The 23,071-nt window shown below is 66.0% G+C and carries 30 protein-coding genes; all 30 read left to right on the plus strand.

The genetic code is table 11. The features are described 5' to 3' along the window. Positions 1 to 15 precede the first annotated feature (15 nt). The 30 genes from ACWEFV_RS09520 (at position 16) to ACWEFV_RS09665 (ending at position 23,063) form a co-directional block, all read left to right on the plus strand. Positions 16 to 300: a hypothetical protein gene (locus ACWEFV_RS09520; RefSeq protein WP_450069965.1), complete on the plus strand. Its 285-nt coding sequence runs from the start codon at positions 16 to 18 to the stop codon at positions 298 to 300. After that, a complete protein-coding gene (locus tag ACWEFV_RS09525; protein ID WP_450069966.1) occupies positions 297 to 1,445 on the plus strand; it encodes a DNA polymerase III subunit beta in 1,149 nt (382 codons plus the stop codon). The genes ACWEFV_RS09520 and ACWEFV_RS09525 overlap by 4 nt, the downstream gene beginning before the upstream one ends. Continuing rightward, the gene (locus tag ACWEFV_RS09530; RefSeq protein WP_450069967.1) at positions 1,445 to 2,191 is read left to right on the plus strand and encodes a DUF2637 domain-containing protein; all 747 of its coding nucleotides are present in this window, start codon (positions 1,445 to 1,447) and stop codon (positions 2,189 to 2,191) included. Before ACWEFV_RS09525 ends, ACWEFV_RS09530 begins: the two co-directional genes overlap by 1 nt. 341 nt (positions 2,192 to 2,532) lie before the next feature. Next, complete coding sequence (locus ACWEFV_RS09535) at positions 2,533 to 2,748, plus strand: hypothetical protein (protein ID WP_065463246.1); 216 nt, start codon at positions 2,533 to 2,535, stop codon at positions 2,746 to 2,748. Further along, a complete protein-coding gene (locus ACWEFV_RS09540; protein ID WP_450069968.1) occupies positions 2,745 to 3,083 on the plus strand; it encodes a hypothetical protein in 339 nt (112 codons plus the stop codon). The genes ACWEFV_RS09535 and ACWEFV_RS09540 overlap by 4 nt, the downstream gene beginning before the upstream one ends. Then, positions 3,084 to 3,938, plus strand: coding sequence for a helix-turn-helix domain-containing protein (locus ACWEFV_RS09545; protein WP_450069969.1), 855 nt, complete (start codon positions 3,084 to 3,086; stop codon positions 3,936 to 3,938). 220 nt (positions 3,939 to 4,158) lie between these two features. After that, entirely contained in the window at positions 4,159 to 4,806 is a 648-nt protein-coding gene (locus tag ACWEFV_RS09550; protein ID WP_450069970.1) for a DUF7341 domain-containing protein, read from the plus strand. A 45-nt stretch (positions 4,807 to 4,851) separates the two neighbouring features. Next, a complete protein-coding gene (locus ACWEFV_RS09555) occupies positions 4,852 to 5,529 on the plus strand; it encodes a 3'-5' exoribonuclease domain-containing protein (protein WP_450069971.1) in 678 nt (225 codons plus the stop codon). A gap of 14 nt (positions 5,530 to 5,543) precedes the next feature. After that, complete coding sequence (locus tag ACWEFV_RS09560) at positions 5,544 to 5,915, plus strand: hypothetical protein (protein WP_450069972.1); 372 nt, start codon at positions 5,544 to 5,546, stop codon at positions 5,913 to 5,915. Between the two features lie 12 nt (positions 5,916 to 5,927). Beyond that, entirely contained in the window at positions 5,928 to 6,254 is a 327-nt protein-coding gene (locus ACWEFV_RS09565; protein ID WP_450069973.1) for a hypothetical protein, read from the plus strand. A 94-nt stretch (positions 6,255 to 6,348) separates the two neighbouring features. Next, positions 6,349 to 6,666, plus strand: a complete 318-nt coding sequence (locus tag ACWEFV_RS09570; protein ID WP_450069974.1) for a hypothetical protein — start codon at positions 6,349 to 6,351, stop codon at positions 6,664 to 6,666. Continuing rightward, on the plus strand, positions 6,666 to 6,899 hold the full coding sequence (locus tag ACWEFV_RS09575) for an Acb2/Tad1 domain-containing protein (RefSeq protein WP_450069975.1): 234 nt from the start codon (positions 6,666 to 6,668) through the stop codon (positions 6,897 to 6,899). Before ACWEFV_RS09570 ends, ACWEFV_RS09575 begins: the two co-directional genes overlap by 1 nt. After that, entirely contained in the window at positions 6,899 to 7,228 is a 330-nt protein-coding gene (locus ACWEFV_RS09580; protein ID WP_450069976.1) for a hypothetical protein, read from the plus strand. The genes ACWEFV_RS09575 and ACWEFV_RS09580 overlap by 1 nt, the downstream gene beginning before the upstream one ends. 273 nt (positions 7,229 to 7,501) lie before the next feature. Continuing rightward, positions 7,502 to 7,900 (plus strand): P27 family phage terminase small subunit, encoded by a 399-nt coding sequence (locus ACWEFV_RS09585; protein WP_450069977.1) that lies wholly within the window; start codon positions 7,502 to 7,504, stop codon positions 7,898 to 7,900. Beyond that, positions 7,897 to 8,118 carry a hypothetical protein gene (locus tag ACWEFV_RS09590; RefSeq protein ID WP_450069978.1) on the plus strand — a complete coding sequence of 74 codons (222 nt, stop codon included), beginning with the start codon at positions 7,897 to 7,899 and terminating at the stop codon, positions 8,116 to 8,118. The genes ACWEFV_RS09585 and ACWEFV_RS09590 overlap by 4 nt, the downstream gene beginning before the upstream one ends. Then, a complete protein-coding gene (locus tag ACWEFV_RS09595; protein ID WP_450069979.1) occupies positions 8,115 to 8,381 on the plus strand; it encodes a hypothetical protein in 267 nt (88 codons plus the stop codon). Before ACWEFV_RS09590 ends, ACWEFV_RS09595 begins: the two co-directional genes overlap by 4 nt. A 139-nt stretch (positions 8,382 to 8,520) precedes the next feature. Next, positions 8,521 to 10,350, plus strand: a complete 1,830-nt coding sequence (locus ACWEFV_RS09600; RefSeq protein ID WP_450069980.1) for a hypothetical protein — start codon at positions 8,521 to 8,523, stop codon at positions 10,348 to 10,350. 14 nt (positions 10,351 to 10,364) lie between these two features. Then, entirely contained in the window at positions 10,365 to 11,831 is a 1,467-nt protein-coding gene (locus ACWEFV_RS09605; RefSeq protein WP_450069981.1) for a phage portal protein, read from the plus strand. Continuing rightward, on the plus strand, positions 11,809 to 12,747 hold the full coding sequence (locus tag ACWEFV_RS09610) for a VG15 protein (protein ID WP_450069982.1): 939 nt from the start codon (positions 11,809 to 11,811) through the stop codon (positions 12,745 to 12,747). Before ACWEFV_RS09605 ends, ACWEFV_RS09610 begins: the two co-directional genes overlap by 23 nt. Positions 12,748 to 12,807: 60 nt before the next feature. Beyond that, positions 12,808 to 13,563: a hypothetical protein gene (locus tag ACWEFV_RS09615; protein ID WP_450069983.1), complete on the plus strand. Its 756-nt coding sequence runs from the start codon at positions 12,808 to 12,810 to the stop codon at positions 13,561 to 13,563. A 12-nt stretch (positions 13,564 to 13,575) separates the two neighbouring features. Then, a complete protein-coding gene (locus tag ACWEFV_RS09620; RefSeq protein WP_450069984.1) occupies positions 13,576 to 14,532 on the plus strand; it encodes an SU10 major capsid protein in 957 nt (318 codons plus the stop codon). Positions 14,533 to 14,565: 33 nt separating this feature from the next. Continuing rightward, positions 14,566 to 14,841 (plus strand): hypothetical protein, encoded by a 276-nt coding sequence (locus ACWEFV_RS09625; protein ID WP_450069985.1) that lies wholly within the window; start codon positions 14,566 to 14,568, stop codon positions 14,839 to 14,841. Next, the gene (locus tag ACWEFV_RS09630) at positions 14,838 to 15,308 is read left to right on the plus strand and encodes a hypothetical protein (protein WP_450069986.1); all 471 of its coding nucleotides are present in this window, start codon (positions 14,838 to 14,840) and stop codon (positions 15,306 to 15,308) included. The genes ACWEFV_RS09625 and ACWEFV_RS09630 overlap by 4 nt, the downstream gene beginning before the upstream one ends. 83 nt (positions 15,309 to 15,391) lie before the next feature. After that, a complete protein-coding gene (locus ACWEFV_RS09635) occupies positions 15,392 to 15,649 on the plus strand; it encodes a hypothetical protein (protein WP_450069987.1) in 258 nt (85 codons plus the stop codon). Beyond that, a complete protein-coding gene (locus ACWEFV_RS09640) occupies positions 15,642 to 16,031 on the plus strand; it encodes a hypothetical protein (RefSeq protein WP_450069988.1) in 390 nt (129 codons plus the stop codon). The genes ACWEFV_RS09635 and ACWEFV_RS09640 overlap by 8 nt, the downstream gene beginning before the upstream one ends. Then, a complete protein-coding gene (locus tag ACWEFV_RS09645; RefSeq protein WP_450069989.1) occupies positions 16,028 to 16,516 on the plus strand; it encodes a phage tail termination protein in 489 nt (162 codons plus the stop codon). The genes ACWEFV_RS09640 and ACWEFV_RS09645 overlap by 4 nt, the downstream gene beginning before the upstream one ends. A gap of 26 nt (positions 16,517 to 16,542) precedes the next feature. Further along, on the plus strand, positions 16,543 to 17,454 hold the full coding sequence (locus ACWEFV_RS09650; protein WP_450069990.1) for an Ig-like domain-containing protein: 912 nt from the start codon (positions 16,543 to 16,545) through the stop codon (positions 17,452 to 17,454). A gap of 91 nt (positions 17,455 to 17,545) precedes the next feature. After that, entirely contained in the window at positions 17,546 to 17,938 is a 393-nt protein-coding gene (locus ACWEFV_RS09655) for a hypothetical protein (RefSeq protein ID WP_450069991.1), read from the plus strand. A gap of 68 nt (positions 17,939 to 18,006) precedes the next feature. After that, on the plus strand, positions 18,007 to 18,423 hold the full coding sequence (locus ACWEFV_RS09660; RefSeq protein WP_450069992.1) for a hypothetical protein: 417 nt from the start codon (positions 18,007 to 18,009) through the stop codon (positions 18,421 to 18,423). A gap of 23 nt (positions 18,424 to 18,446) precedes the next feature. Next, the gene (locus ACWEFV_RS09665; RefSeq protein WP_450069993.1) at positions 18,447 to 23,063 is read left to right on the plus strand and encodes a hypothetical protein; all 4,617 of its coding nucleotides are present in this window, start codon (positions 18,447 to 18,449) and stop codon (positions 23,061 to 23,063) included. Positions 23,064 to 23,071: the final 8 nt, after the last annotated feature.

Genomic DNA, 23,071 nt, shown 5'->3' on the forward strand with positions numbered 1-23,071 from the left:
GGGGAACCCACACCCATGTCACGCGCAGAAAACCCGACCCTGCGGGAGCTGGAGTACGACGCCAGCGCAACCGGCGAAATCCACTCCATCACCACCGATTCCATCGAAATCCGGGGAATCTTCACCCCCGGTCAATCGCTGGTGCTACGCCCTGGCGCCAAGGTGTTTATCCTCACCGCCGACGACGCACTGAGGGTGCTTGCCGCCCATGCCGACGCAGCTGTCGACGACGTGATGGCCGATCACCGTGCAGAGGCCAGAAAGGCTGCAGAGGCCAAGAAAGCGGCGAGCGGGCAATGAAGTTCACCATCGACACCGACGTTCTCGCTGAGACCATCACGGCAGCAATCAGTTCCGTGCCCGCCCGCCCGACGCAACCCGTCCTCGGCGGCGTCCTCATCGAAGCGCAGATCGGCGCGGTCACCATGTCCAGCTTCAACTACGACCGCGCCACCAGGCGTACCACGCCCGCCGACATCGGCGAGGCTGACACGGCTCTTGTGTCAGGACGACTGCTCTCTGCTGTCGGCGGGAACCTGCCGCGCGGCAAAGACGCCACGATCGATGTCAGCGGGTCGGAAATGGTCATCATGGCCGGGCGAACCGCGTTCCGGCTGCCGCTGCTGCACGCCGAGGACTACCCGACCCTGCCGATCATGGACCCCGAAGCCGACGGCATCGGCAGCACCGACGGCGACACCTTCACCGACGCTATCCAGGTCATCGGCGAACTGGCCTCCAAAGAGGAACAACCCGCGAGCCTCACCGGAGTTCACCTGAGCTTCGGGCCAGATGGACTGTGGCTGTCGGCGACCGACCGCTACATCATCGGCCGACGCCGCCTGGATTGGACTGGCACGACCGCCGCGCAGATCCTTGTCCCGGCCGCTGACTTACTGGCCACCATCAAGGCCGTCGCGGGTCCCACCGCTGAGAACGTCGAAATCCTGCTGCGCAACGAGTCGATGCTGGGCCTTCGGACTTCGGCCACCACGGTCATGACCAGCTGCCTGGCCGAGGACTTCCCCGACATCGGCCGAATCCTCAAGCCAGCCGTTTACACCTCGGCGTCCACCGTATCGACGGCTGAACTCGCCTTCATGCTGCGCCGCGCCTCGTCGATCGCCGACGACGGCAACGCCCAGGTCGACATTGAGGCCGATGCCGGCGGACTGTCGGTCACCACCACCCAAAGCTCCACCGGCAAAGTCAACGACAGCATCGCTGCCATTCACCAAGGCGACTACCGCCGCGTCGCCCTCTCGGCCCGCCGCCTGCACAGTGCCCTGTCCGTGGTCGACAACCCCGAAGTGACCCTCGGATTCCGCCAGACCGGCCACCTCGTCGGTATCCACCCCGGCCCGCTGGAACGCACCGCCGACCCGATCGACCTCATGGCGTGCGACAACTTCTCGCTCTTGATCGGGATCTCAGGGAGGAACTGATGACCATGATGACCACCGCCGCGCAGCCCGCCGATCGCATCGGCGCTACTCGATTCTTCTGGGCCTGGCTCATCGGCTCGGCCGCGTTCTCGATGCTGGGCGTCGTCACGCACGCCCAGCTCGGCAGTGCGCGCTCACCACTGATCGCCTCCGTGCTCGCCTTCGTGATCGTCGTGGTCCAGCTGTGCGCCACCTACGGCGTGCACGCCTTGGTCCAGGCGCGCATCGTCGGCATGGCATACCGCTGCGCGCTGGCCATCGCAATCGCCATCGCGGTCGGCGCGTTCGTGCTCAACTTCGTGGCGCTGCGCGACCTGGTGATCATCTGGGCGGACACGGCGCCCGTCATCGCGTGGATCGTCCCCCTGATCGTCGACCTCGGCATGACGGCCAGCACCATGGCGCTGCTCGCGCTGACCAACGCGCAACGCGCCGAGCAGCTGCACGCCACCCGTCCTGTCGCTGCGCACCCTGACGCGCAACCCGCGCCCTCGGTGCACGTCGAAGTGCACAACACTCTGCGCGCCGAAGCGCACGCCGCGCACGTTGACGCGCAACCCGCACAAGACGCCGCGCACCTGGAAATCGCGCAACGCATCGTCGCGCAGGGCGTGACGCGCATCGCGCCCGAGCGGGTCGCCAACGTGCTCGCGGTCTACGCGCAGACCGCCGCAACGCCGAGCATCATCGCCCGCAAAACCGGGGTCCACCACGAGACCGTCGAACGCATCCTGGACGCGGCATGACCGCGCTGGTGCGGGCCTTCGGCCCCGAGCTTCGCTACCGCCTGGCGCTGCTGCACCTGTGGCAGCTCGCTCTCGTCGTCTTCTGGCTGACCGGGGCCGCGTCATGACAGTGGACCGAGTACTGGGCGCACGCACCCGAGCTGGGCTGTCGCCCACCCCGCCGTGCTCCACGTGCGGCCGCAGCGCCGTCGGGTATCGCTCCTGGCCCGACGGAACCTGTGTCGCATGGTGCGCAGAGCACGACGACCAGCCGCAGCAAGCCTCCTTGATCGAGGGAACGGCGGTCGCGGCCCGCCGGGGTGCACATGGCGCCTAACGCACCGCGCCCCCTCGTGCGCCGCATGTTCGCCCTCTTCCGCGAGGGCGGCGTAGAGCAGCGCCCCGACCGCCTCGCCGTCTCGTCATACGTCACCTGGCGTCCCATCGCATCGACCGACGACCTAGCCGAAGTCGATATCCGCGCCATCGTCGCGGCGCTGGAGTACTGGCTGATCCTCGGCGAACTCACGTACCGGTGCCGACGCATCGCCGAAAAAATGCAGGAGGTTCCCGCGTGACCCATCGCCCGCAACTCAGGCTCGCTGACGACGACATGGCCGCCGGTGTGGCAGCTTTTCGGGCCGCGTTCCCAAAGTACGGTGCCGCCCAGATCCTCGACCACGCGCCCAGGGTCGTGACCGAAATCGTGGCCGCCATCAACGAACAGCGCGGCGGCGACCCGCTCGGCACCGTGCGCCGGTCATCGGCCGGCGCGTACGCCATCCGCGTGCGCGAGGCCGGGGGCGTCTACTGCTGGCGTCTGGTGCACCCCAACGGCTCCGTCGACGTCTTTGACGGCGACCTGAACCCCGAAGTCTGGCAACTCGTACCCCGCACAGGCGGCGGTTCGTAGATGCTGACATTCGAGGATCGGCGCCGCTGGACCAAGCTCGTGCTTCGCATGCCGAGCACTGAGCTGTCGGCGGCCAATAAGACGGTCCTGCTGGCCCTGGAAAGCTACGCGGACTACCGCGACGGCACCGGGGCTCACCCCGGCGAACAGAACCTCTCCGAGGCCGCAGGAGTCGACGTGCGGACCGTTCGGCGGGCACTTGCGGCCGGGCGGAACCTGGGGCTGATCTTGCAGACCGCGGCGGCAAATCCGAAGGCGGGCAAGGCAGCCGAATACAGCATCACTTTGCCCGGTCCCGACGGCATTTCTACAGGACACCCCAGTCCTATGGATAACTCCACCACAGGACACCCCAGTCCTGTGAACAACTCCACCGCAGGACACGGGAGTCCTGTTGAAACTGTCCACCACCGGACAGGAATGTCATTTCAACCGGACACTGGTGTCCTCCCACCTAAGCCCTACACCAATAACCAAGGGGGGTTACGTAACTCGGGTACGTCACCAGCGCCGGTCGAACTGCCCCAAACCCCCCAGGCTCCATCGCGGTATTGCGAACGGCACCCCCAGGGAACCCCAGGCGGCTGCTGGGGCTGCAAGCGGGCAAACGACGCGTTCAAGGTCTGGCAGGCCGAGCAGGCCGTGATCGACGTTGCGATTGCCGACGCTGCCCGCCACGAGCATGAGCAGCTGCGCCTCGGCTGCCCTCGCTGCGGGGGCACCAGCTGGATCACCGACGACCAGGGCGAACCCGTCGAGAAATGCGATCACAAGACGCCGCCACGAGGCCGTCGGGGGCTCGCGCTGGTGCCGCCCCTGCCCGACGCCCTCGAAAACGTGAGGGCGGCCCAATGAGCGCCCACTACGACGCCGACCAGGACGACGACGCCGACCGCTACGTCCGAGGCCCTCGACGACGCCGCCGCTCCACCGGCCCCGTCTTCGACGCCTACGCCAACGGCCCCAGCAGCCGGCACTGCCCCAACTGCCAAGCCGAGCCCGGCAAGTATTGCCACCACCCTGACGGTTCCGTATCCACAATCCCTTGCCTGCAACGACTCTCGGAGAGGCCTCGATGACCGTGACGGACGTGACCCAGCCCGGACCGCGACCAGCCCGCAAAGCGGAACTGTTCTTCGCAATCAACGACCTCCGTGCAGCTGTGGACCGGATGATCAAGCCCACGACGAGCTACATCAACAACCAGTACATCGAGGTTCCCAGCCTCTACGGGCAGATGGTCGCCGCTCTGGCCGGCGAACAGGGCGCTGGGACAAGCGGGATCGCCAAGTCCCGGCCCCCGTTCTGGTGTGACGCCGCCGAGAAGAAATTCGAATTCGACCTACTCGTCGAATTCAACCTGCCCAACTGCAACGGAGTCCACACCATCACAGCCCGGCTAAGGGCACTGGCGGAACACAACTGGACCGTCGAACAGTCTCGCCAAGTGCGCCGAATCACCGGCATCCTCAACGCCTGGGCTGATGACTTCGACGCCCTGCTCAACCACCGCCACGTCCTGCACATCAACGCGGCATGCCCGGCCTGCGACACCGCAACCGTGCACCGCTACAACAAATCCGGCGAACTCGTCCGCGACACCGCCATCATCGCCACCGAGTACGGCGCCGTCTGCCAAGAATGCGGCCACAGTTGGGGCCCAGAGCAATTCGTGAAACTGGCCAAGCAACTCGGCTCACTCCCCAAGGGAGTACTCGAATAAGCCAGATACCTGACGTAGTGACCAATTATCGGCGATAGGAGAACCATGACCATCTACTGCTACGACACTGAGTTCCTGGAGGACGGCAGCACCATCGAGTTGATCTCGATTGGGATCGTCTGTGAGGACGGCCGCGAATACTACGCCGTCAACAGCGATCTGCCGATCGACCTGATCCGCAAGGACACCTGGCTCATGACGAATGTCGTGCCGCACCTGCCCATCACTGGACGTGAGAGTCTCAACGCCTGGCTCAAGCACCCCAGGAACTCCTACCCGCAGCCCAGCGTGAGTCTTGTCGACGTCGACCGAAAAGACTCAGATGTCAAGCCGAAGTGGGTGATTGCCAACGAGGTCCGCGACTTCATGCTGGCTGGAGTCGATACCAGCCCGGTCGGCATCTCGCTCTACCTGCCCGAGCTGTGGGCCTACTACGCGGCGTACGACCACGTCGCGCTGGCCCAGCTCTGGGGTCGGATGATCAACCTGCCCAAGGGTATCCCGATGTTCACGCACGACCTCAAGCAGGAGATGGACCGACTCGGCATCGCCAGCGATGAGTTTCCGCGACCGGCCGACGACGCACACGACGCACTTGCAGACGCAGAGTGGAACTGGTCGGTGCTCAGCAGGATCCACCCCCGGCAGATCGTCGGGTGCAACCATGTTGCCGAGCACCGTCGAGTGTGCCTGTCCGAGCACGCCGCAGAGACATCCGAGTAGGGGACGGCTGAAAGATGGACAACACGGTCGGCGAATGCTGGATCAAGAAGTACCGCAACAGCATCACCGGACAAGACGAACTACGCATCACCCGAGCGGATCCGCACGTGCTCATCGCGGACAGCATCCTGCGGGCCGCGTTCTGCGAGGTGGACCACCCGGAGATCACGATCCGCAAACCGTCCGAGGGGCACGGTTCCACCGGGCACTCGGTTGGGCGATACGGCTGCCGTTCACCCCTCGGCCGGATCTGCTTCTACGACTCACTGGTGACCATCACGGGGACCAACATCGCGGTGACCTACCGCATCGGCGACTACGACCCAACCCCCGACGGTTGGGCAGCGACGCTGCAGCCACGGCGAACGCCCGGGCAACTGACGTAAGGGGGAGAGAGCATGGATCTAGCTGAACTCGAAGAGCAAGTCGGCCTCAAGTGGGCGCGCTGCGCAGCTGCCAGAGTCGAAGGCCAGTGGGCGCTGAACGATGCGCCGTTCGACACCTCCGGCTGGCTGGGCCTGACGACGGGTGAAGACGAACTGCCGGAGCTGATGCAGGAAGTTCCGCAGTTCCCTCGCGAACAATGGGCGAGCTACCCCAACGCGCGCACTGCCGTGCTCGTCGCCTGCGACAAGCTGCTCGACCGCGGCGACAAACTCAGCGACGCCGATTGGTTCACGGTGTGCTTGGCGATGACATACGGCGGCAAGACGAGGCTGTCGTGACACGCCGACGCACGCGAACCTCCGCAAGTCCCGACCTATCCTCGGGCACACTGACCCGCGTCGGTGAGTCATGCCCGAAACTAGGTAGCAACCAATGACCTGGGGCCAAGGCTCCACCATCCCGAACCGCATCAAGAATCAGGTTCGGATGCGCGACAAGGTCTGCCAACTCCAGTACCCCGGCATCTGCACCGGACGTATCGACGAGTTCGACCACATCAAAGGCCTCGCCGATCAAGGCCTACAACGCACACCAGTGCGATCAGCTCGCGAAGTCCAAGGCGTATGCACCCCATGCCATGGCGAGAAGACCAAAGGCCAACAGCAGGCCGGCCGCGAGCGGGCCAAAGCTCAACGAGGATCGCTGTCCAAGCGATACCGCGATCGAGAACCACACCCAGGAGCACTCTGATGACCTTCCACACCCCGAACACAACCGCCGACCTCGAGCATCGGTTCGCCTTCCACCCGGCAACCACCGAGGAGAAGCGCGCCGAACACGGCAGCGTTCGTGCGGCGTGCAAGGAGCTGGCGCACAAGTTTGACCGGGACCTGCCACCTGGACGGGAGAAGGCGTTAGCCGCCACCAAACTCGAAGAGGCCATGTTCTGGGCCAACGCGGCGATCGCCCGGACGGTCGACTGATGGCATCCATGCCCGAGGCCGCAACGGTAAGGGTCAAGGTCGAACCCGACCTGTCCGACTTCGAAGCCAAGCTCGGCGGCATCGCGATGATCGTCCTGACCCACCCGGAGGGCGACGGCCCGGCCGAGGGCCGCAAGTACTCCGGGCGAGTGTTCGTGGACGCCGGGCGAATCCAGTCGATCGAAGAGGTTCTGGTCGATGGCGAGACGCCAGTCTCATTCCTGACCCTGCGCGACGGGATCGCCATTCGCGTGAGCGAGACGCCTGAGCAGATCACCGCGCTGATGTCGCAGGCGTTGCGCGGCATCGTCGTTGCCTCAGGACTCTGATGCCAGCGGCGATGCTCTGCACACCCCCTCCCCGTTGACCCGGGTACGTGCGAACTTCGCCCGAAACGCCTTAGCACCTTCGATCCTGCGTGCGCAGTTTGGCCGATTTTTGAACCGGCGCAACAGTGATTCGTCGAAGGTGAAATCGACCCCCGGCGAAAAACTGCCCCGCACAGGGGCTCTCAGCGCCAATACCGCACAGCCAAGGGCTGCAACGATTTCGCCCCTGGGGAGTCCCCGGGGAGCTGAGAGGTTCCAAGGAGGACCGCAAACATGGCTGATACGACGACCCCAGCTAAGAAACCGCCCCCGCCGCCGCCAGGCCTGGCCAAGGACGGCCGCAAGGACGGCCCCGGCCGCACCCTGTGGAAGCAGATCGTCACCTCCGGTCGCTACGTGCTGCGGCCCGACGAGCTGCGCACGCTGGAAGACGCCTGTAAGACCGCCGATCTCATCGCCGAACTCGAAAAAGAGGCCGAGGGCCGTCCTCGGACGGTGCGCGGCTCGACGGGCCAGCCGGTCATCAACCCGCTTCTGGCCGAGGCGCGCCAATGCCGCCTCGCGCTCAATCAGCTACTCAAGCAGCTCAAGCTGCCCGACGACGACGGAGGCACTGTGTCGATCAACCAGCAGCGCGGCGCCGCTGAATCCCGCTGGGGCAAAACCGGATGAGCGTCACCGCTGTCGTTGCGCGGCCGAGCTGGGCCAGCGGCGTCGCCGAGGTCGTGCGCCGCGTTCCGCGTGGCGTCATCATCCGCTGCCCGCACTGCGGCGGCCGGCACAAGCACGGCTTGGGCGTGCTCGGCTCGCGTTCGATCGCGGCGGGCTGCCACGCGGGCCCGGGGCGGCTGCGCGAATACCGCGTCGTCGACACGGGTGTGGCCAAATGAGCGCACCCGGGGTCACTGCCGTCGTCGCGCAGACCAAGGATCTCGCGCGACTGCTCGCCGACGCGCTTGGCGTTGACCGTCGCTGGGCATTCGGGGCGACAGCCAACCCGGCGACGTTCGAGGGTCTGCGCGCGAGCCGAGTACTCATCGAGCGGGATGCCGTGGTCCCCGATGCCTTCATGTCTGTCATCGAAGGGACTGTCCTGAAGATGCCGGATGGTGGCGGGAAGATCTTCCGCGTGACGGTGCAGGCCGCTCGATGAAACTCGGCCCGACTCCCAGCCGCGATCGGCTGTGGGACTACTGGTCGCCGTGGCCGCCGACCTTTGCCAACTATCGCAAGCTCTATTGGATTGCCCGATACCGAATCCGTAAGCGCCGCAGCCGGAAAACAGGTCACTGATGGCTCGTGCTGCTACCTCGACGGCGTTCGTCAAGCAGCACGATTACAGCCACATCATCGACTGGTACCGCGAGACGCTGCCGAAGGTCCCGCCACCCAAAAAGATGCAGTGGGAACCGGTTCGGATCGGTCCGACTTGGGACTGGAATCCGGAACGCGGTTGGAACATCCCCGAACTGTCGATGGGATGGGAGCTGCTCGGCTGGACCGGGTACTGGCTGCGCGACGGTCGCGGCCAGGACTGGCAGTGGACGCCCGAGCAAGCTCGATTCCTGCTGCACTACCACTCGCTCGATGAGATGGGTCGGCTTCTGCACCGCATGGCGGTACTGCAGCGGATGAAGGGGCACGGCAAAGACCCGCTGGCCTGTGGCGAGTCATGCGGGCACGCTTTTGGGCCGATCCAGTTCGACCACTGGGGCCCCGATAACCGGCCGGTGGGGCGCGAGGTCGATTCGGCGTGGGTGCAGATCACCGCCGTGTCGAAATCACAGACGGCCAACACCATGAAGCTCTTCCCGGTGATGCTGTCCGCTGAAGCCCGTCAGCACTACGGCATCCAGATCGGCCGCGACAATGTCTGGGGCCTGGGAGACACTCGCCAGATTCAAGCGTCGAGCTCGAATTACCTTTCACTGGAAGGTAACCGGGTCACCGAAGCCATCCGCAACGAGCCGCAGAACTGGGACAACTCGAACCAGGGTCACGAGCTGGCCGGCACCATCGACGGCAACAGCACGAAGATCCCTGGCGGTCAGGGCCGGATCCTCGATATCGAGAACGCATTCCGGCCCGGCGGTGACAGTGTCGCCGAACGGGTCCGTCACGCCTGGGAGTCCACTCAAGCCACTAGCGACCGTGCGGCCAAGTCCCGCACGTTCGGGCTGCTGTACGACTCGCTGGAAGCCCACCCCAAGGCGCCTCTGACCGAAGAGGCCGCGCCCGAGGTCCTCGAATCTGTGCGCGGCGACTCGCACTGGCTCGATATCCCATCGATGGTCGAATCGATCCTCAACGGATCGAACCCGCCGAGCGAATCTCGCCGCAAGTGGTACAACCAGATCACCGCGTCGGCCGACGCCTGGACCACCTCCCAGGAATTCGACGCGTGCTACCGCGACGAGAACCCCGAACCCGGCGATTCGATCCTGATCTTCGGAGACGGCTCGAAGTCCGACGACAACACCGCCGCCTTCGGGGTGCGGATCTCCGACGGCATGGCGTTCCCGATCGGAATCTGGACGCCGCAGAAGATCAAAGAGAACGGCCGGGAGATCAACCTGCCGATCGACCGGGCCAGCGTCGACCACAAGATCCGCCAGTGGCTCGACGACTACGACGTGCACGGCCTGTGGTTCGACCCGTCGGACGCTCGCGACGACGAGACCGGCGAACGGTACTGGGAACCGATCTGCGACGGCTGGGCCAAGGACTACACCCGCAAACTGCGCCGGCTGCCAGCCGTGAAAACCGGCTACGCCCAGCATCACGTCATCTGGGACATGCGAAACCCGGTGCACCTCAAGAGCTTCACCGAGGTGTGCGGTCGCACTGTGACCGACCTGAAGGACGAGCGGATGTTCCACAACTGCCCGCCGCCCTCGAAGCCTGGCCTGGGGGTGCTGGCCCGCCAGCACGTCCTCAACATGCGCCGGCGGCCGAACAAGTTCGGCGTCTCGGTGGGCAAGGAACACCGAGAGTCACGCAAGAAGATCGACGCCGGCGTCTGCATGATCGGCGCCCGCACGATGTGGCTGCAACTGACCGGCAACCACAAGCCCGGCGGCAAATTCGCACCGGGCAAGGGTCGAATGCTCGTTCGACGCTGAAAGGACGGTGAGCCTTGACGATTCCGATAGGTGGAAACCTGTTACCGACACCGATGACGGTCGCGTCGAAAGACCTCACCGAGCGGGAGCAGCTCATCGCGTGGCGACTCGCGGCGCAACTGTTCAGCCGGCGCGCTGAGTATGTGCTCTCACAGCAGTACTACGACGGCACTCAACTGGTGCCGTCGCTGGGGATCTCGGTCCCGCCGGAGCTCGAATCGTTGCGCGCCATCGTCGGGTGGGGTGGCAGCGCCGTCGATGCGGTCTCTGAGCGGCTGGTCATGCAGGGATTCATCCTCAACGGCAAGTCCGATGTGGATGACGAACTCCTGGAGACCTTCCAGTCCAACAACATGGACGCCGAAGCGCCAATGGTGCACGACGATTCGATGATCTGCGGCAACGGCCTGGTGCTCATCGGCGTCAACAGCAACCAGGAGCCAGTCATCACCGGTGAATCACCGCTGAACATGGCTGTGCACGTCCACCGTGCCACCGGCATCGTGACCGGTGGGTACCAGACCTACCTCGACGCCGACCCGGTCAGCGAAACGTACGGCCGGATGCGCTCGGCGCTCTACACCCCTGAAGTCGACACCCACATGGTTGCCGGTGAGAACGGCTGGGAAGTCGTCGACCGCGACGAGCACCCCGAGACAGCCGAGCACGGTTGCGCGGTGGTGGCGTTCACGAACCGCCCATCGACGGGAAACCGGCTCGGCACATCGGAGATCGCTCCGGCCTGGCGCAACTGCATGAACCGGGCCGCGCGCACATGGGTCGAGCTGGAAGTGATGCGCGAGTTCCACATCCTGCGCAAGATCATGTTCCTCGGTGCCAGTGAGCGGGCGTTCCAAGACGCTGAGGGCAACATTAAAACGGTGTGGGAGTCCTACGCGGACTTCATGCCGGCGATCGAGGCCGACGACGAGGGTAACGTCCCCGAGGTCAAAGAGATCCAGGGGCAGTCGCCCGAGGGACTGCTGAAGATCATCGACGGCGAGGCCCGGCTGATGTCGGGTTACACCGGGCTGAACCCGCAGAACATGGGCATCATCAACACCGGCAACCCGGTCTCGGGTGACTCGATCCGGATGGCTGACCAACGGCTGAAGGCCAGGACTGAGCGCAAGGCCGCCGGCTACGGCAACGGCTGGGTGCGAGTCGGACGCTGGACTTACCTGGTGCGCGGTGAGGATCGCCCCGAACTCAAACGCGCTGAAGTGGATTGGGGCCCGATGGGCATCCCGACCCCGGCCGCTGATTCCGCCGCGGTAGCCCAGCAGCACGCCGCCGGCCAGATCCCGGACCGCTCGGCCACCGTGCAGTCTCGCCTCGGCTACAGCGCGATCGAACGCAAGAACATGGAATCCGAATTCCGCGAGGCCGATGGCCGCGCGTTGGTCGACGCGGTGACCGGCCGGCCCGCGCGTCCGACGATCCCTGCAGACGTGGCCCGTGGCGACAACAGCGCCGCCTGAGCTGGCCGACTTTCAGGCCGGCAACGCACTGCTGGTCACGGCCGCGACCACCCAGCTCGCCGACCAGCTCGGCGGCTTGGACTGGGCGGCCGACAACATCCAGTCGGCAGTCACCCGCATCTACAGTGCCACCGTGCGCGGATTCCGGTCCGCCTCGTCGACGCTCGGCATCCAGATGTACGGCGATATTCGCGGCCAGGCCGAGGTCCGCGGTGGCTGGCAGAAAGTCCTCGCTCCAGACCCGGACGCCGGCTGGCTGGAGACCAAAGTCGCCGATGCCTTCAAGGTGCCGGCCCCGGCCGAGGAAACGCTCGACATCACCGGAGTCTTCGACGTCGAGAACGTGGTCACCGGCCGGCTGGCCAACTCGACACAGCGCATGGTGCTGTCCGGGAGCCGTGAAACCGTCGAACTGACAGCAGCCGGTGACGATGCCGAGCTGCTGCGCTGGCCCGACAAGCCGCCGGCTCCGGTGGGGCCAGCAGCAACGGCGTCCTACATCAGGGTTCCCGCCTCGGAGAAACCCTGCGCGTTCTGCGCGATGCTGGCGGCCAAGCCGTACAACACCAAAGAGTCGGCATCGGTGGTTGTCGGCCGCGGCAAGAAACTGTCGGCATCGGCTGCCCGGTATCGCGCCGGTCAATCGGGTCAGATGGGGATGTCGACCAAAGGCAAAGGCTGGCGCTACATCTCCGGCGGCACCACTGCCCGCGGCAAGCGAGCGCTCGGCGAGACGTACCACGACCACTGCAAGTGCATCGCGGTCCCGGTGTGGTCGAACGCCGTGATGCCGCTGGACACCGACCGCATCGACGGGTTCGCCGCGATGTATGAGAAGGCAGCGGCCGACGCGGGCACCTACCGCGACGCCAAGAAGATCCTGGCCTCGATGCGCCAGATATACGGCCTGCGCTGACACGCAGCGCGACCCCGGCTAGAGCCGGAAAACCGAAGTAGCCCAAGGAGGCTCACAGCAATGACCGCACCGACCCCCAACAGCATGCCGGGCGCCCAGCAGCAGCAGACGCAGCAGCCCGGCCAGTCCAGCAGCACGCCGCCGGCCGAAGGCGCCGTCGCGCCCACACCGCCCTGGGGAACGGACAACACCCAGTACGACCCCGACAAGGCGGCCCGGCTGATCGCTAACCTGCGCACCAGCGAGGACAACCAGTCCAAGACGATCCAGACGCAGAACGCCAAGATCGCCGAGCTGGAAGCTCAACTCTCGCAGGCCCAGCCACTGGTCGACGCGCACACTGAGCAGCAACGCCGCGAACAGGGCGAGGTCGCGACCCTGCGTCAGGACATGGACGGACTCAAGGGTCAGCTCACCACCGCGCAGCAGACCGCGCAGGCCAATCTCGCTATGGCGCTGCAGGCGAAAGCCGAAGCGCTGGCATCCAATCGGGATCCCCAGCGGCCGGGTTCGGCGTTCATCAACCCCGGCACCGCGGCCAAGCTCATCGACGTAGCCGACTGCCTCACAGAGGACGGCACGGTCGACGACAAGGCCATCGCGTCGAAGCTCGACGCACTCGCACAGTCCGACCCGTACCTGATCGCCACGGCGACCACAGCGGGACGCAAACCCAATCCGGCGCAAGGGCAAGGGAACGGGTCAATTCCGGCGGCAGCCGCCCAGCAGCTCGCAGAGAAAGCGGGCGATATCAAGGGCGCAGTCAACGCCGTCGCGCAACACCTCACCCAAGCGGCCCGAGGGCCGCAGTACTGAAAGGAGTAGCCCATGGCTACCGTTTCCGGACAGGGCACCACCTTCAACCTGCCCAACTACACCGGCCTGCTGTTCAACGTCGCACCCCAGGACACCCCGCTGCTCACCGCGATCGGCGGCCTGGCCGGCGGCGTCCCCTGCACCGCGCGCGAATTCGAGTGGCAGACCGAAGGCCTGGAGTCCTCCAGCGCCAACAACGCCAAGGTCGAAGGCGCACCCGCGCCGACCGCCTCGGAAGTCTCGCGTTCGAACGTGAGCAACGTGTGCGAGATCCACTACGAGAGCGTCGAGATCTCCTACACCAAGCTCGCCGCGGTCGGCCAGCTCGACGGCATCAACACCGCCGACGGATTCAACCCCGTGCAGGACGAGTTGTCCCACCAGCTGTCGCTCAAGCTCAAGAAGATGGCCATCGACGTCGAGATGTCCTTCCAGGCCGGCACGTACGCCAAGCCTGCCACCAACGCGACCGCACGCACCACCCGCGGCATGCTCAACGTGCCCACCACCAACGTGTTCGCCAACGGCGGCACCGCCCGGGCACTGTCCAAGGCGATCATCGACCAGGCGCTGTCGGACATGTACCTCAACGGCTCGCCGCTGCACGAGGGCACCACCGTGCTGTGGGTGCACCCCAAGACCAAGATCAAGCTCACGGACCTCTACACGACCGCCACCCTCAACCAGCCCACCATGACCCGCAACATCGGCGGCGTCGCGGTGGACACCCTGGTGACCGATTCAGGCGTCTTCGGTATCAAGGCCTCGCGGTACATGCCGCAGGGCAAGATCCTGATCTCCGATCTGAGCGTGCTGCGGCCTCGGTTCCTGCGGCTCGACGACGGCTCGATGATGAAGATCGAGGAACTCGGCCGTACCGGCGCATCCAAGAAGTGGGACATCTACTTCGAGATCGGTCTGGAATACGGCCCCGAGGTCTACCACGGCCTCATCGGCGACCTGTCGTAGCCCATACCCCTTCCATCTGAAAAGGATTGACACATGGCTAAATTCAGGGCCGACAAGGGATACCACTTCTCCCAGAACGGCACCGACCCGTGGGCGCACTTCGAGCTGGTGCCCGGCAGCGACCCGGTGGTCTACGAGTTCGAGACCACCGACGCAAAGGCGATCAGCCGCCTCAAGAAGATCGACGGTATCGAGCTCGTCGACAAGTCGAGCGGCGGAGACGCCTCGGCCTCGGCCTCTGCCGACGCTGACGCTGACGCCGGCGGCGCCGCGGGTGACGATGGCACCGGAGGCGGCGCGTCGGCATGACGCAACCTCCGGGCCCCTACGCGACGTCAGTCGAGCTGGCGACGTACATGCAGACCGAGTTTGACGCTGCCGAAACGGCGTCGGCCGACATGCTGCTGGGGTTCATCGCCACCCTGATCCGGAGCGAGTACAGCGACATCGACTCGCGGACACCACCGATCGACCCACAGTTGCCCAAGCTGGTGTCCCTGGAACTGGTCTCGCGCAAGATGTTCGCGACCAGAAACGGGGGCGCCAGCTCGGTCACCGAGGCGATGGACGAGGTGAATGTCACCACGAACTACGGGCCCAAGCCGTTCGGCGGCCTGGAGCTCGACCCGTGGGCGATCAACCTGCTCGCGCCGGAGGCCTCGGCGGGCCCGCGTGCATTCGGGATCAAGATGTCCAGCACTGCCCGGGTCCCGGCCGAGCAGTACTCCTCGAGTCGGGTCCCGCCCGCGCTCGGAGGGGTGCTGCCGTGGGTCTGATTCGCATCAGGCGCGGCGAAACCGTCGCGGTGACAAGAGTCGCCCGCGACGGGTCTGCCGACTCGCCTGAGGCGAAGCCAGACGTGAAAAAGACTGCGTTCGGCAAGCCGAGCAGCATCACCCTCGACGACGCACAGCGCGGCCGGCGCACGGTGATCGAGCGCAACTGGTTCTGCCCCCGCGCTGCCGACGTCGCGACAGGCGATCGGATCACCCGCGCCAGCGGCGAGCAATACTCGGTGATCGCCGGCCCGTTCGGCGACAACGATCATCCGCTGACCGGTCATGACTTCGGAATCAAGCGTTTCCGGGTCCGCGGTGTGAGTGCACCTCGTGGATGACGTCCACATCTACCCGGAGCCGAATCCGGCGCTCACCGAGCTGCTGAAGGGCCCCAAGATGTGGGCAGTCGTTCGCGCCAAAACCGAGTTCGCGAAGGTGACGTGGCAGATCCTCGTCGCCAAGCGATCACGCAAGCTCATGGGCAGCGCGCGGACCACCGTCACCATCGGCGGATACAAGGAAGACCGCCCGGTCGGCCGTCTCGTCGTCGGCACCGGCCTGGACTACGGCGCCGCCCACCAGTTCGGCCACCGGTTCCGCCGCAACACGGCATCGGGTGAATTCGTTGCGCGAGGCAAGCGTCAGCGCGGCGTGCGAGCCAACAAGGCCGCCGGTGCCAGGGAACTCAACGAAACGCTGCGAAGGATGAAGCAATCATGACGGTTCCCTGGCTGCCCGCCTGGTACGAAACCGGCCTGCCGATCGCCGAGGACGCCGCCAGGGCACTGATGGCGCCGCTGTTCCCGACCGGGGTCACCGGCGCCGTCGAGGTGGTCAACCAACTGCCCGACGAGATGCTCGACACCGGCTGGATCGGTCGGCTCCTGTTCCTCGGCCGGCTCGGCGGTGTCTCCGATGTTCGCCGAGACCAGGCGGTTATCCAGATCGCCGCAATCACCAACGCACGCACCGACTCTCTGCACCTCAACAAGTTCGTGCGCGACGTCCTGCTGTGCATCGACGACGAGATCGAAGTCGAACTCGAGGACGGCACCACGGCGACCATCATCGCCGTCAAAGAGATCACCGGACCCGAGGAAGTCCCGGGCCTGGAGTACGACGAGCGGATCATCCCGTCGACGTTCGTCTTCACCTTCGACAACCCGCTCGAAACTCCCGACTACAGCGACCACCTCGGTCACTGAACCTCTCACCGAAAGGACACGAGACCATGCCCATCCCGAATTCGATCAAGGCATTCAAGGGATCCAAGAAGGCCCTGCAGATCGCACCGACCGACATGGCTGTGTGCGTGGGCCGCGTCGACCGCGTCGCCGCGTTCACCCGCAACATCGAAGGCCCCACCGGCGAAATCGTCATTCCCACCGGCATCGTCGGCGTCGGCTACATCACCAAGGACAGCGCCATCGGCGTCAAGTTCGACATCTCGTCGAACAACATCGAGTCCGCCGGCGAAGGCCTGCCGACCCGCATCATCATCGACAAGCAGTCCCTGGCCGTCGATTTCGAGCAGCGCCAGACCGGACGTACCGCCCTGGAACTCCAGTTCTCCGGCGACTACACCAACGTCGTCCCCTCGGCCCACGGCGGCATCCACGCACCGATCGCCACCGTGCCGGACAACTTCGACTACCGCGCCGTACTGCTCGGCAAGGACAGCTACAAGTCCCTGCCGATCTTCTTCGGCTACACCCTCAACCGGGTGCAGGTCTCCGGCGTGGATAACCAGAAGTGGGCGCAGAACAACACCCTGACGTGGCACCCCACGCTGACCACCGTCGCCGACGACGACGACCTGGACAACCTGGGCGAGTTCTTCATCTTCGGCCCCGGATTCGAACTGTGCGCCGCGGAGAACGACACGGGCTTCACCCCGCCGGTCACCGACTGGGTCGGCATCCTGCCGCAGGACCCGACGCTGGCCGTGGGCGAGACCCTGCAGCTCAAGGTGGAAGACAACGTCGGTGCCGACCGCACCGCCGCCGCCACCTACGTCTCGGCCACGCCGGCCAAGGCGACCGTCAACTCGACCGGCAAGGTCACCGCGGTCGCGGCCGGCACCTCGGACATCACCGCCACCTTCGGCACGAAGTCCGACACCATCACCGTCACCGTCGTCTAGATCGGCGACACGAACAGCTCGACCCCTGGCGCCCAGGAAACCCTTGGGCGCCAGGGGAACCACCAACCCAACACCCAAGAGGGAGCACAACATGGCTGCCAAAGCTGGCCGCTTCTACGAGATCCGCAAGCAGCTCGGCGACAAGCCCTACGAGCTGACCGAGGACATCCAGATCACACCGATGGACCTGGATCGCCGCGAGGCCTGGCGCAAGGCGTCATACAAGTCGCAGACCGAGCCGTACCTGCAGGCCCATGCCCTCGCCGAGGGGGAGGACCGCGATCCGGTCAACCACGGCGACGACATCGCCAGGGCGCTGCTCGGCGACCAGTATGACGCGGTCAAGGCCCTGTGTGGCGGCGATGCCCGACTGTGGGATGCCGTGCTCAACGACGTCAAGGAATTCAACAAGATTGACGGCACCCCGTCGGAGGCGTCGCCAGATGCGGACGCGGAGGGAAACGCCAGCGCGACGCCCGCGTAGTCGCGGTCGTCGACACTCAGTGGGACGCAATCCAGTGGGACTTTCAAAAGGTCCTGCACCTCAACGCGATGGACTACTTCCTCGACGTTCCTGGCCGAACCTGGGAGCAGTTCCTCGACTTCTTTGACCAGATGTGCGCCGAGCAGGGCACAAAGTGCTGGGCGGCCGCGTCCACCGACCCGGCACTCCTGGACCGCGCACAGTCGATGACGGCCGAAGAGATCGCCAAGCTGCGCGAGCGATCAGAAGCTGAACCGCACTACGGCTACAGCCCGGTCGTGCGGGAACTGCGCAACGTCAGCGACCAGCTCATCTCTCTGCGCGGCCAGATCGGCCGGCTGCAACCGCAGGACGTCACCTACATGCCGCGGCCCTCGATGGTCGGAGACCTGATCAACGAGCGCGAGACCGACCTGGCCAGATCCGAACTCGACGATCTCATCGACGAAGCGCATGCCAATGCCGAACGTCTGGGAATCGGCTGAAACCTTGAAGGGAGGTGTCATCGTTGGCGACATACGACGCCGGTGATGCCGCGATCAACATCCGGCCCTCACTGAAGGGTTTCAAGGCCGAACTCGAAGCCGATCTCAAGAAGATCGACGCCCAGCTCGGTGTGGCGGTGCATCCGAATCTTGCTCAAGCACAGGCGGATCTGGCTCGATGGCGCGCGCAGGAGGAACGCAACGCCCTCGACATTCCGGTCAACGTCGAAACCAAATCGGTACAGCGGGCCACCCAGGAACTGGGCAAGCTCGCCGACGCAGGCAAGGCGCTGTCAGCGCTGAAGTGGAACGCAGGGGCGCTCGGCCTGGGCAGCTTGCCCGCGGCAGCAACCGCACTGGCCAACGTGGCCGGCGCGATGCAGCAGGTGAGCCAGGCCGGCCTGCTGCTACCCGGAGTCATGGCCGCCGGCGCCGCGTCGATCGGCACGTTCAAACTCGGCGTTGCCGGCGTCTCTGACGCGTTCGAGGCTGTCGAAAAGTCGGCGGACGGGTCGGCGAAGTCGATCGAGGCCGCGCAAAAGGCGCTGGCCAGTCTGGCCCCGTCAGCCGCCGATGCGGTGAAGACAGCAGTAGATGTCAAGAAGGAACTGACCGAGGCGCTGCAGAAACCCATCCAGCAGAAGCTGTTTGAGGGTGTGTCGGGCGATCTACGCAAGCTGGTCGACGCGGATCTGCCGGTCCTGCAAAAGGGCCTGTCCGGGATCGCCTCCGGGCTCAACCAGAACCTGCGGCAGCTGATGGCCTCGGCCGGCTCGGAGTCCTCGCAGGGATTGCTGGACCGGATCCTGGGCAACACCGGCGACGCGCAGGCCCGCCTGTCGAAGGCGATCGACCCGCTCATCCATGGGCTCGGCACGCTGGCAGCCGCCGGCACCGACACCTTGCCCCGCCTCGCCGACGGTGTCGGCCGTCTCGCCGACCGGTTCGACAAATTCATCAGCGCAGCCGACAAGGACGGCCGGCTGGCCAAGTGGATCGACGACGGGATCAAGGGCGTCGAGCACCTCGGCTCGATCGTGCTCGACCTGGGCAAGACGTTCGCCGGAATCACACAGGCTGCCGGCGGCGGTGAAGGCCTTCTCTCGATGCTCGACGCGGGCGCCGAGAAACTCGCGCTGTTCGTGAATTCCGCTGAGGGCCAGGACAAGCTGAAGAAGTTTTTCGAGGACGGCCGCAAACAGCTCAAAGAGTGGTTCGAGATCCTCAAGAACGTCGGATCGACCTTGGGCGACGTCTACAACGGCGCCAAGCAATGGGCCGACATGCTGCTGCCCGTACTCAGCACCGTCACCGATGTCATCTCCGCGATGCCCGCCGGCGTCACCGGATTGGCGACCGCGTTCCTGGCCTGGAAGACCATGGGCGCGTTCACTGGTCTACTCGGTGCTCTGGGCGGTGTCGACAACGCGCTCGGCGGCATCAACGGCAAGTTGGGCGCCCAAGGCGGCGGCGGGATCCTCGGGAAGCTGGGGATGCTGAAGGCGATCGGTGGCGGATCGCTCGCGTTGTCCGGTCTGAGCGATATCGGCGACAACGGTGTGAACGGCGGGAACGCGCTGACCACCATCGGCGGCGCCGCACTGGCCGGTAGTGCCGCCGGGCCCTGGGGAGCTCTCATCGGAGCAATCACGGGACTCACTGCGGTATTGATCAAAATGGATCCCGAGCAGTTCGTGCCGAATGCCGATGCGTGGGAACGCGGGTGGCAGCAACAGCACGACGCAGGGGCGAATCGTCCGGGTTCCAAAGAAGGCCAGATGGAAGCGGTGCCCGCCATCAAGGGCACCATGCTGCCGTCGGTGTACAACCAGGACGGGTCGATGAAGCCGTCGGTCAGCCAGGGCATGGCGGACCTGATTGCGCAAGGCCAACTACCCGGCTATTCGATCGGACCCAACGGCCAGATCATCACCCCAGACGGCATTGCGCTGCCCGGGCCGTCGACATCTGCGCCGAAGCCGCCCGCGCCGAAGCCCCTGCCCCCGCCACCGCCCAAGCCGCAGGTTCCGGTGCAAGTCGTCAACCCGTTGCCCGGTGCCGCACCGATGCCGAAGGCGAATGTGGAGGCGCCCGGCAGCCTGAGCGGATTGCTCGGCGGCAGTGACTTGTCCGCTGTGAAGTCGAATGTGGCCGACATCGCCAAGGAGGTGCAGCAGCTTTCCCAGGGTGAGGTCAAGATCAAGGACCCCAGCCCCGAGGTGCTGGAAAACCTCAAGAAGCTCGACGTGCAGATCGAGAACACTGGCAAGGACGAAATCACCGTCAAGGCCAACACCAGCACTGCCCAGGCCACCATCGACGCCTTCGTGCGCAAGTACCAGCAGCAACAGTTCACGCTGGCGTTCAACGCCACATTCCCCGCCGCGCCGCCGCCGCAACACAAAGCCGCGGGCGGCGAAATCTGGGGCGGCGTCGCCGGCCGAGACTCGGTGCCGCTGATGGGCATGCCGGGCGAGCACATGCTCACCACCGACGACGTCGCAGCGATGGGCGGCCAGGGCAACGTGTACGCATTCCGGCGTGCCCTGCACAGCGGCCGTGTCCGCGGCTACGCAGGCGGCGGCGCAGTCGTCGACGAGTTCGGCAACCCGGTCAACCCCGGCGCCGCTCCCGGACCGGCCGGGCCGATCGCGCCGAACCCTTACCAGGGCGGTGGACTGTCCGGGATCTTCAGTGCGTTCGCCTCCGGCATCCAGGGCCCGATCGGCAACGTGATGTCGTTGGGTTCCAACCTGGCCAACCTGGCCAACCTGGGCGCTCCGGCCGGCGCCGACACCGGTCTGATCCCCGGCCTGCAAACACAGCACGGTGCCGGCACGATCGTGCCCGCCGGCGGCAATAAGCCGCTGTCGCTGGCAGACCGGGCCGCCGGCATCCCCGGACTGTGGGGCCTGGTCGGCTCCGCCTTCAGCTCCGACCCGGCCAAGAACGTCATGGCTTGGGGTGAGCAGACCGGGCAGTGGCTCGGCAATTTCACCGCCCGCACCGTCGGCAGCTTCGCCACCTCGCTATGGAAGGGCGCGCTGGGCATCGTCGGCCTGGAGAACTCGATCCTGTCGCCAGACAACCCGTGGAATCAGGCCGGCCAGTCGGTCGGCCAGTTCGCGTTCAGCAGCGAGGGCGCGCTCGGCAGGCTGCTCGGCGCCAACCCCGGAGCTGGCTCGGCGGATTCGACCGGCGGCAAGCAGATGGATCCGAAAAAGATCCGCGAGGCCCAGGAGAAAGTTTCCGACAAGCGCAAAGCAGTCGAGGAACAGCGCGCTCGCATGAATGAGCTGCCGGCCAACGCGACCCAGTCGACGCGGATGGCCCGCCAGAACGCCCTCGACAAAGCCATCCGCGAAGCCAGCGACGCCGAATCGGACCTGGCTGCGCTGGCCAGTGGCTCGTCGAGCGGCATGACATACCCGCTCGGCGGCACAGGTTCCGAACAGTGGCGGCCCACCGTGCGGCAGATCCTCGCGACCTACGGGCCGGCGTACGGCATCACGGCGAGCAACTTCCAGTCGTGGGAGGACGCTCTGGTCCGCCAGATCGGCACCGAGTCCGGCGGCAACCCGAACTCGGTGAACGCCAACGATTCCAACGGCCGTGGTGGTACCCAGCGGGTGGCAGGGATCCTCAACTTCCTGCAGTCGACGTTCAACGCGCACAACATCACCGGCGGCGACTACATGGATCCCGGCTCGCAGATCGCCGCCGCGCTGCCGTACGTGGCCAAGCGGTGGGGTGTCGACGAGAACGGCGCTCCGCTGCAGATCGGGCGCGGCCAGGGCTTCGCCTTCGGCGGCGGTGTCCGCGGCCCGGGCGGACCCAAGGGCGACCAGATCCCCGCGATGCTGTCGGACAACGAGCACGTGCTGGCCTCCGAGGACGTCGATGCGATGGGCGGCCAGGACGCGGTGTACGCGTTCCGCGGTGCGCTGCACCGGGCCCCCGGCGGCGAGGTGTCCCTGGCGATGCTGCGCAAACCAACGCCGCCGCCGCGTCCGCAGGTTCCCGACATCAAGCAGATGACACCACGTCCGGCGGCCGGCGCCGCACCGGCACCGAAACCAGCACCGGCGCCGGTGGCCCCTGCTGCCCCCGCGGCGCCGGCGCCGGGCCCGCAGGCACCACCGCCGCCGGCGGGCGCCGCTCCCGCGCACGGTCAAGGGCCCGGTTTCACGCCCGCGGGATCCGCCGCCGCGTCGAGCAGCTCCGGTATCGACCACAATCTGCCCGCTATCAACACTGCAATCGACTCCACCGCATCAACACTGGGCAACCTGGCATCCACCGCGATGTCGATGGGTGCCGCCGGCGGCAGTGGCGGCGCCGGCGCACTCGGTGGGGGCCTGGCGTCGTCGATGGTGTCGGGCCTGTTCCAACAGGGCGGCAAGATCGCCAAGAACGTCGTCAACGTGTTCTCGTCGGCGCTGGTCGGCAACCTCGGCGACAACACCACCGCGAGCGCCTACGGCGCCCCGGTCCTGTCCGCACCGCCACAGCCCGCCCGCACGATCGACGCCCGCACGGTGTTCGGCGACGTGTCGACCAACGACCCGCGCGACTTCTACGACAAGCAAGTGCTTTTCGAGCAGCAACGCACACAGACAATGGCCGACTACATTCTGTGAGGGACGTG

This window comes from Mycobacterium sp. NPDC004974 (assembly GCF_053600815.1).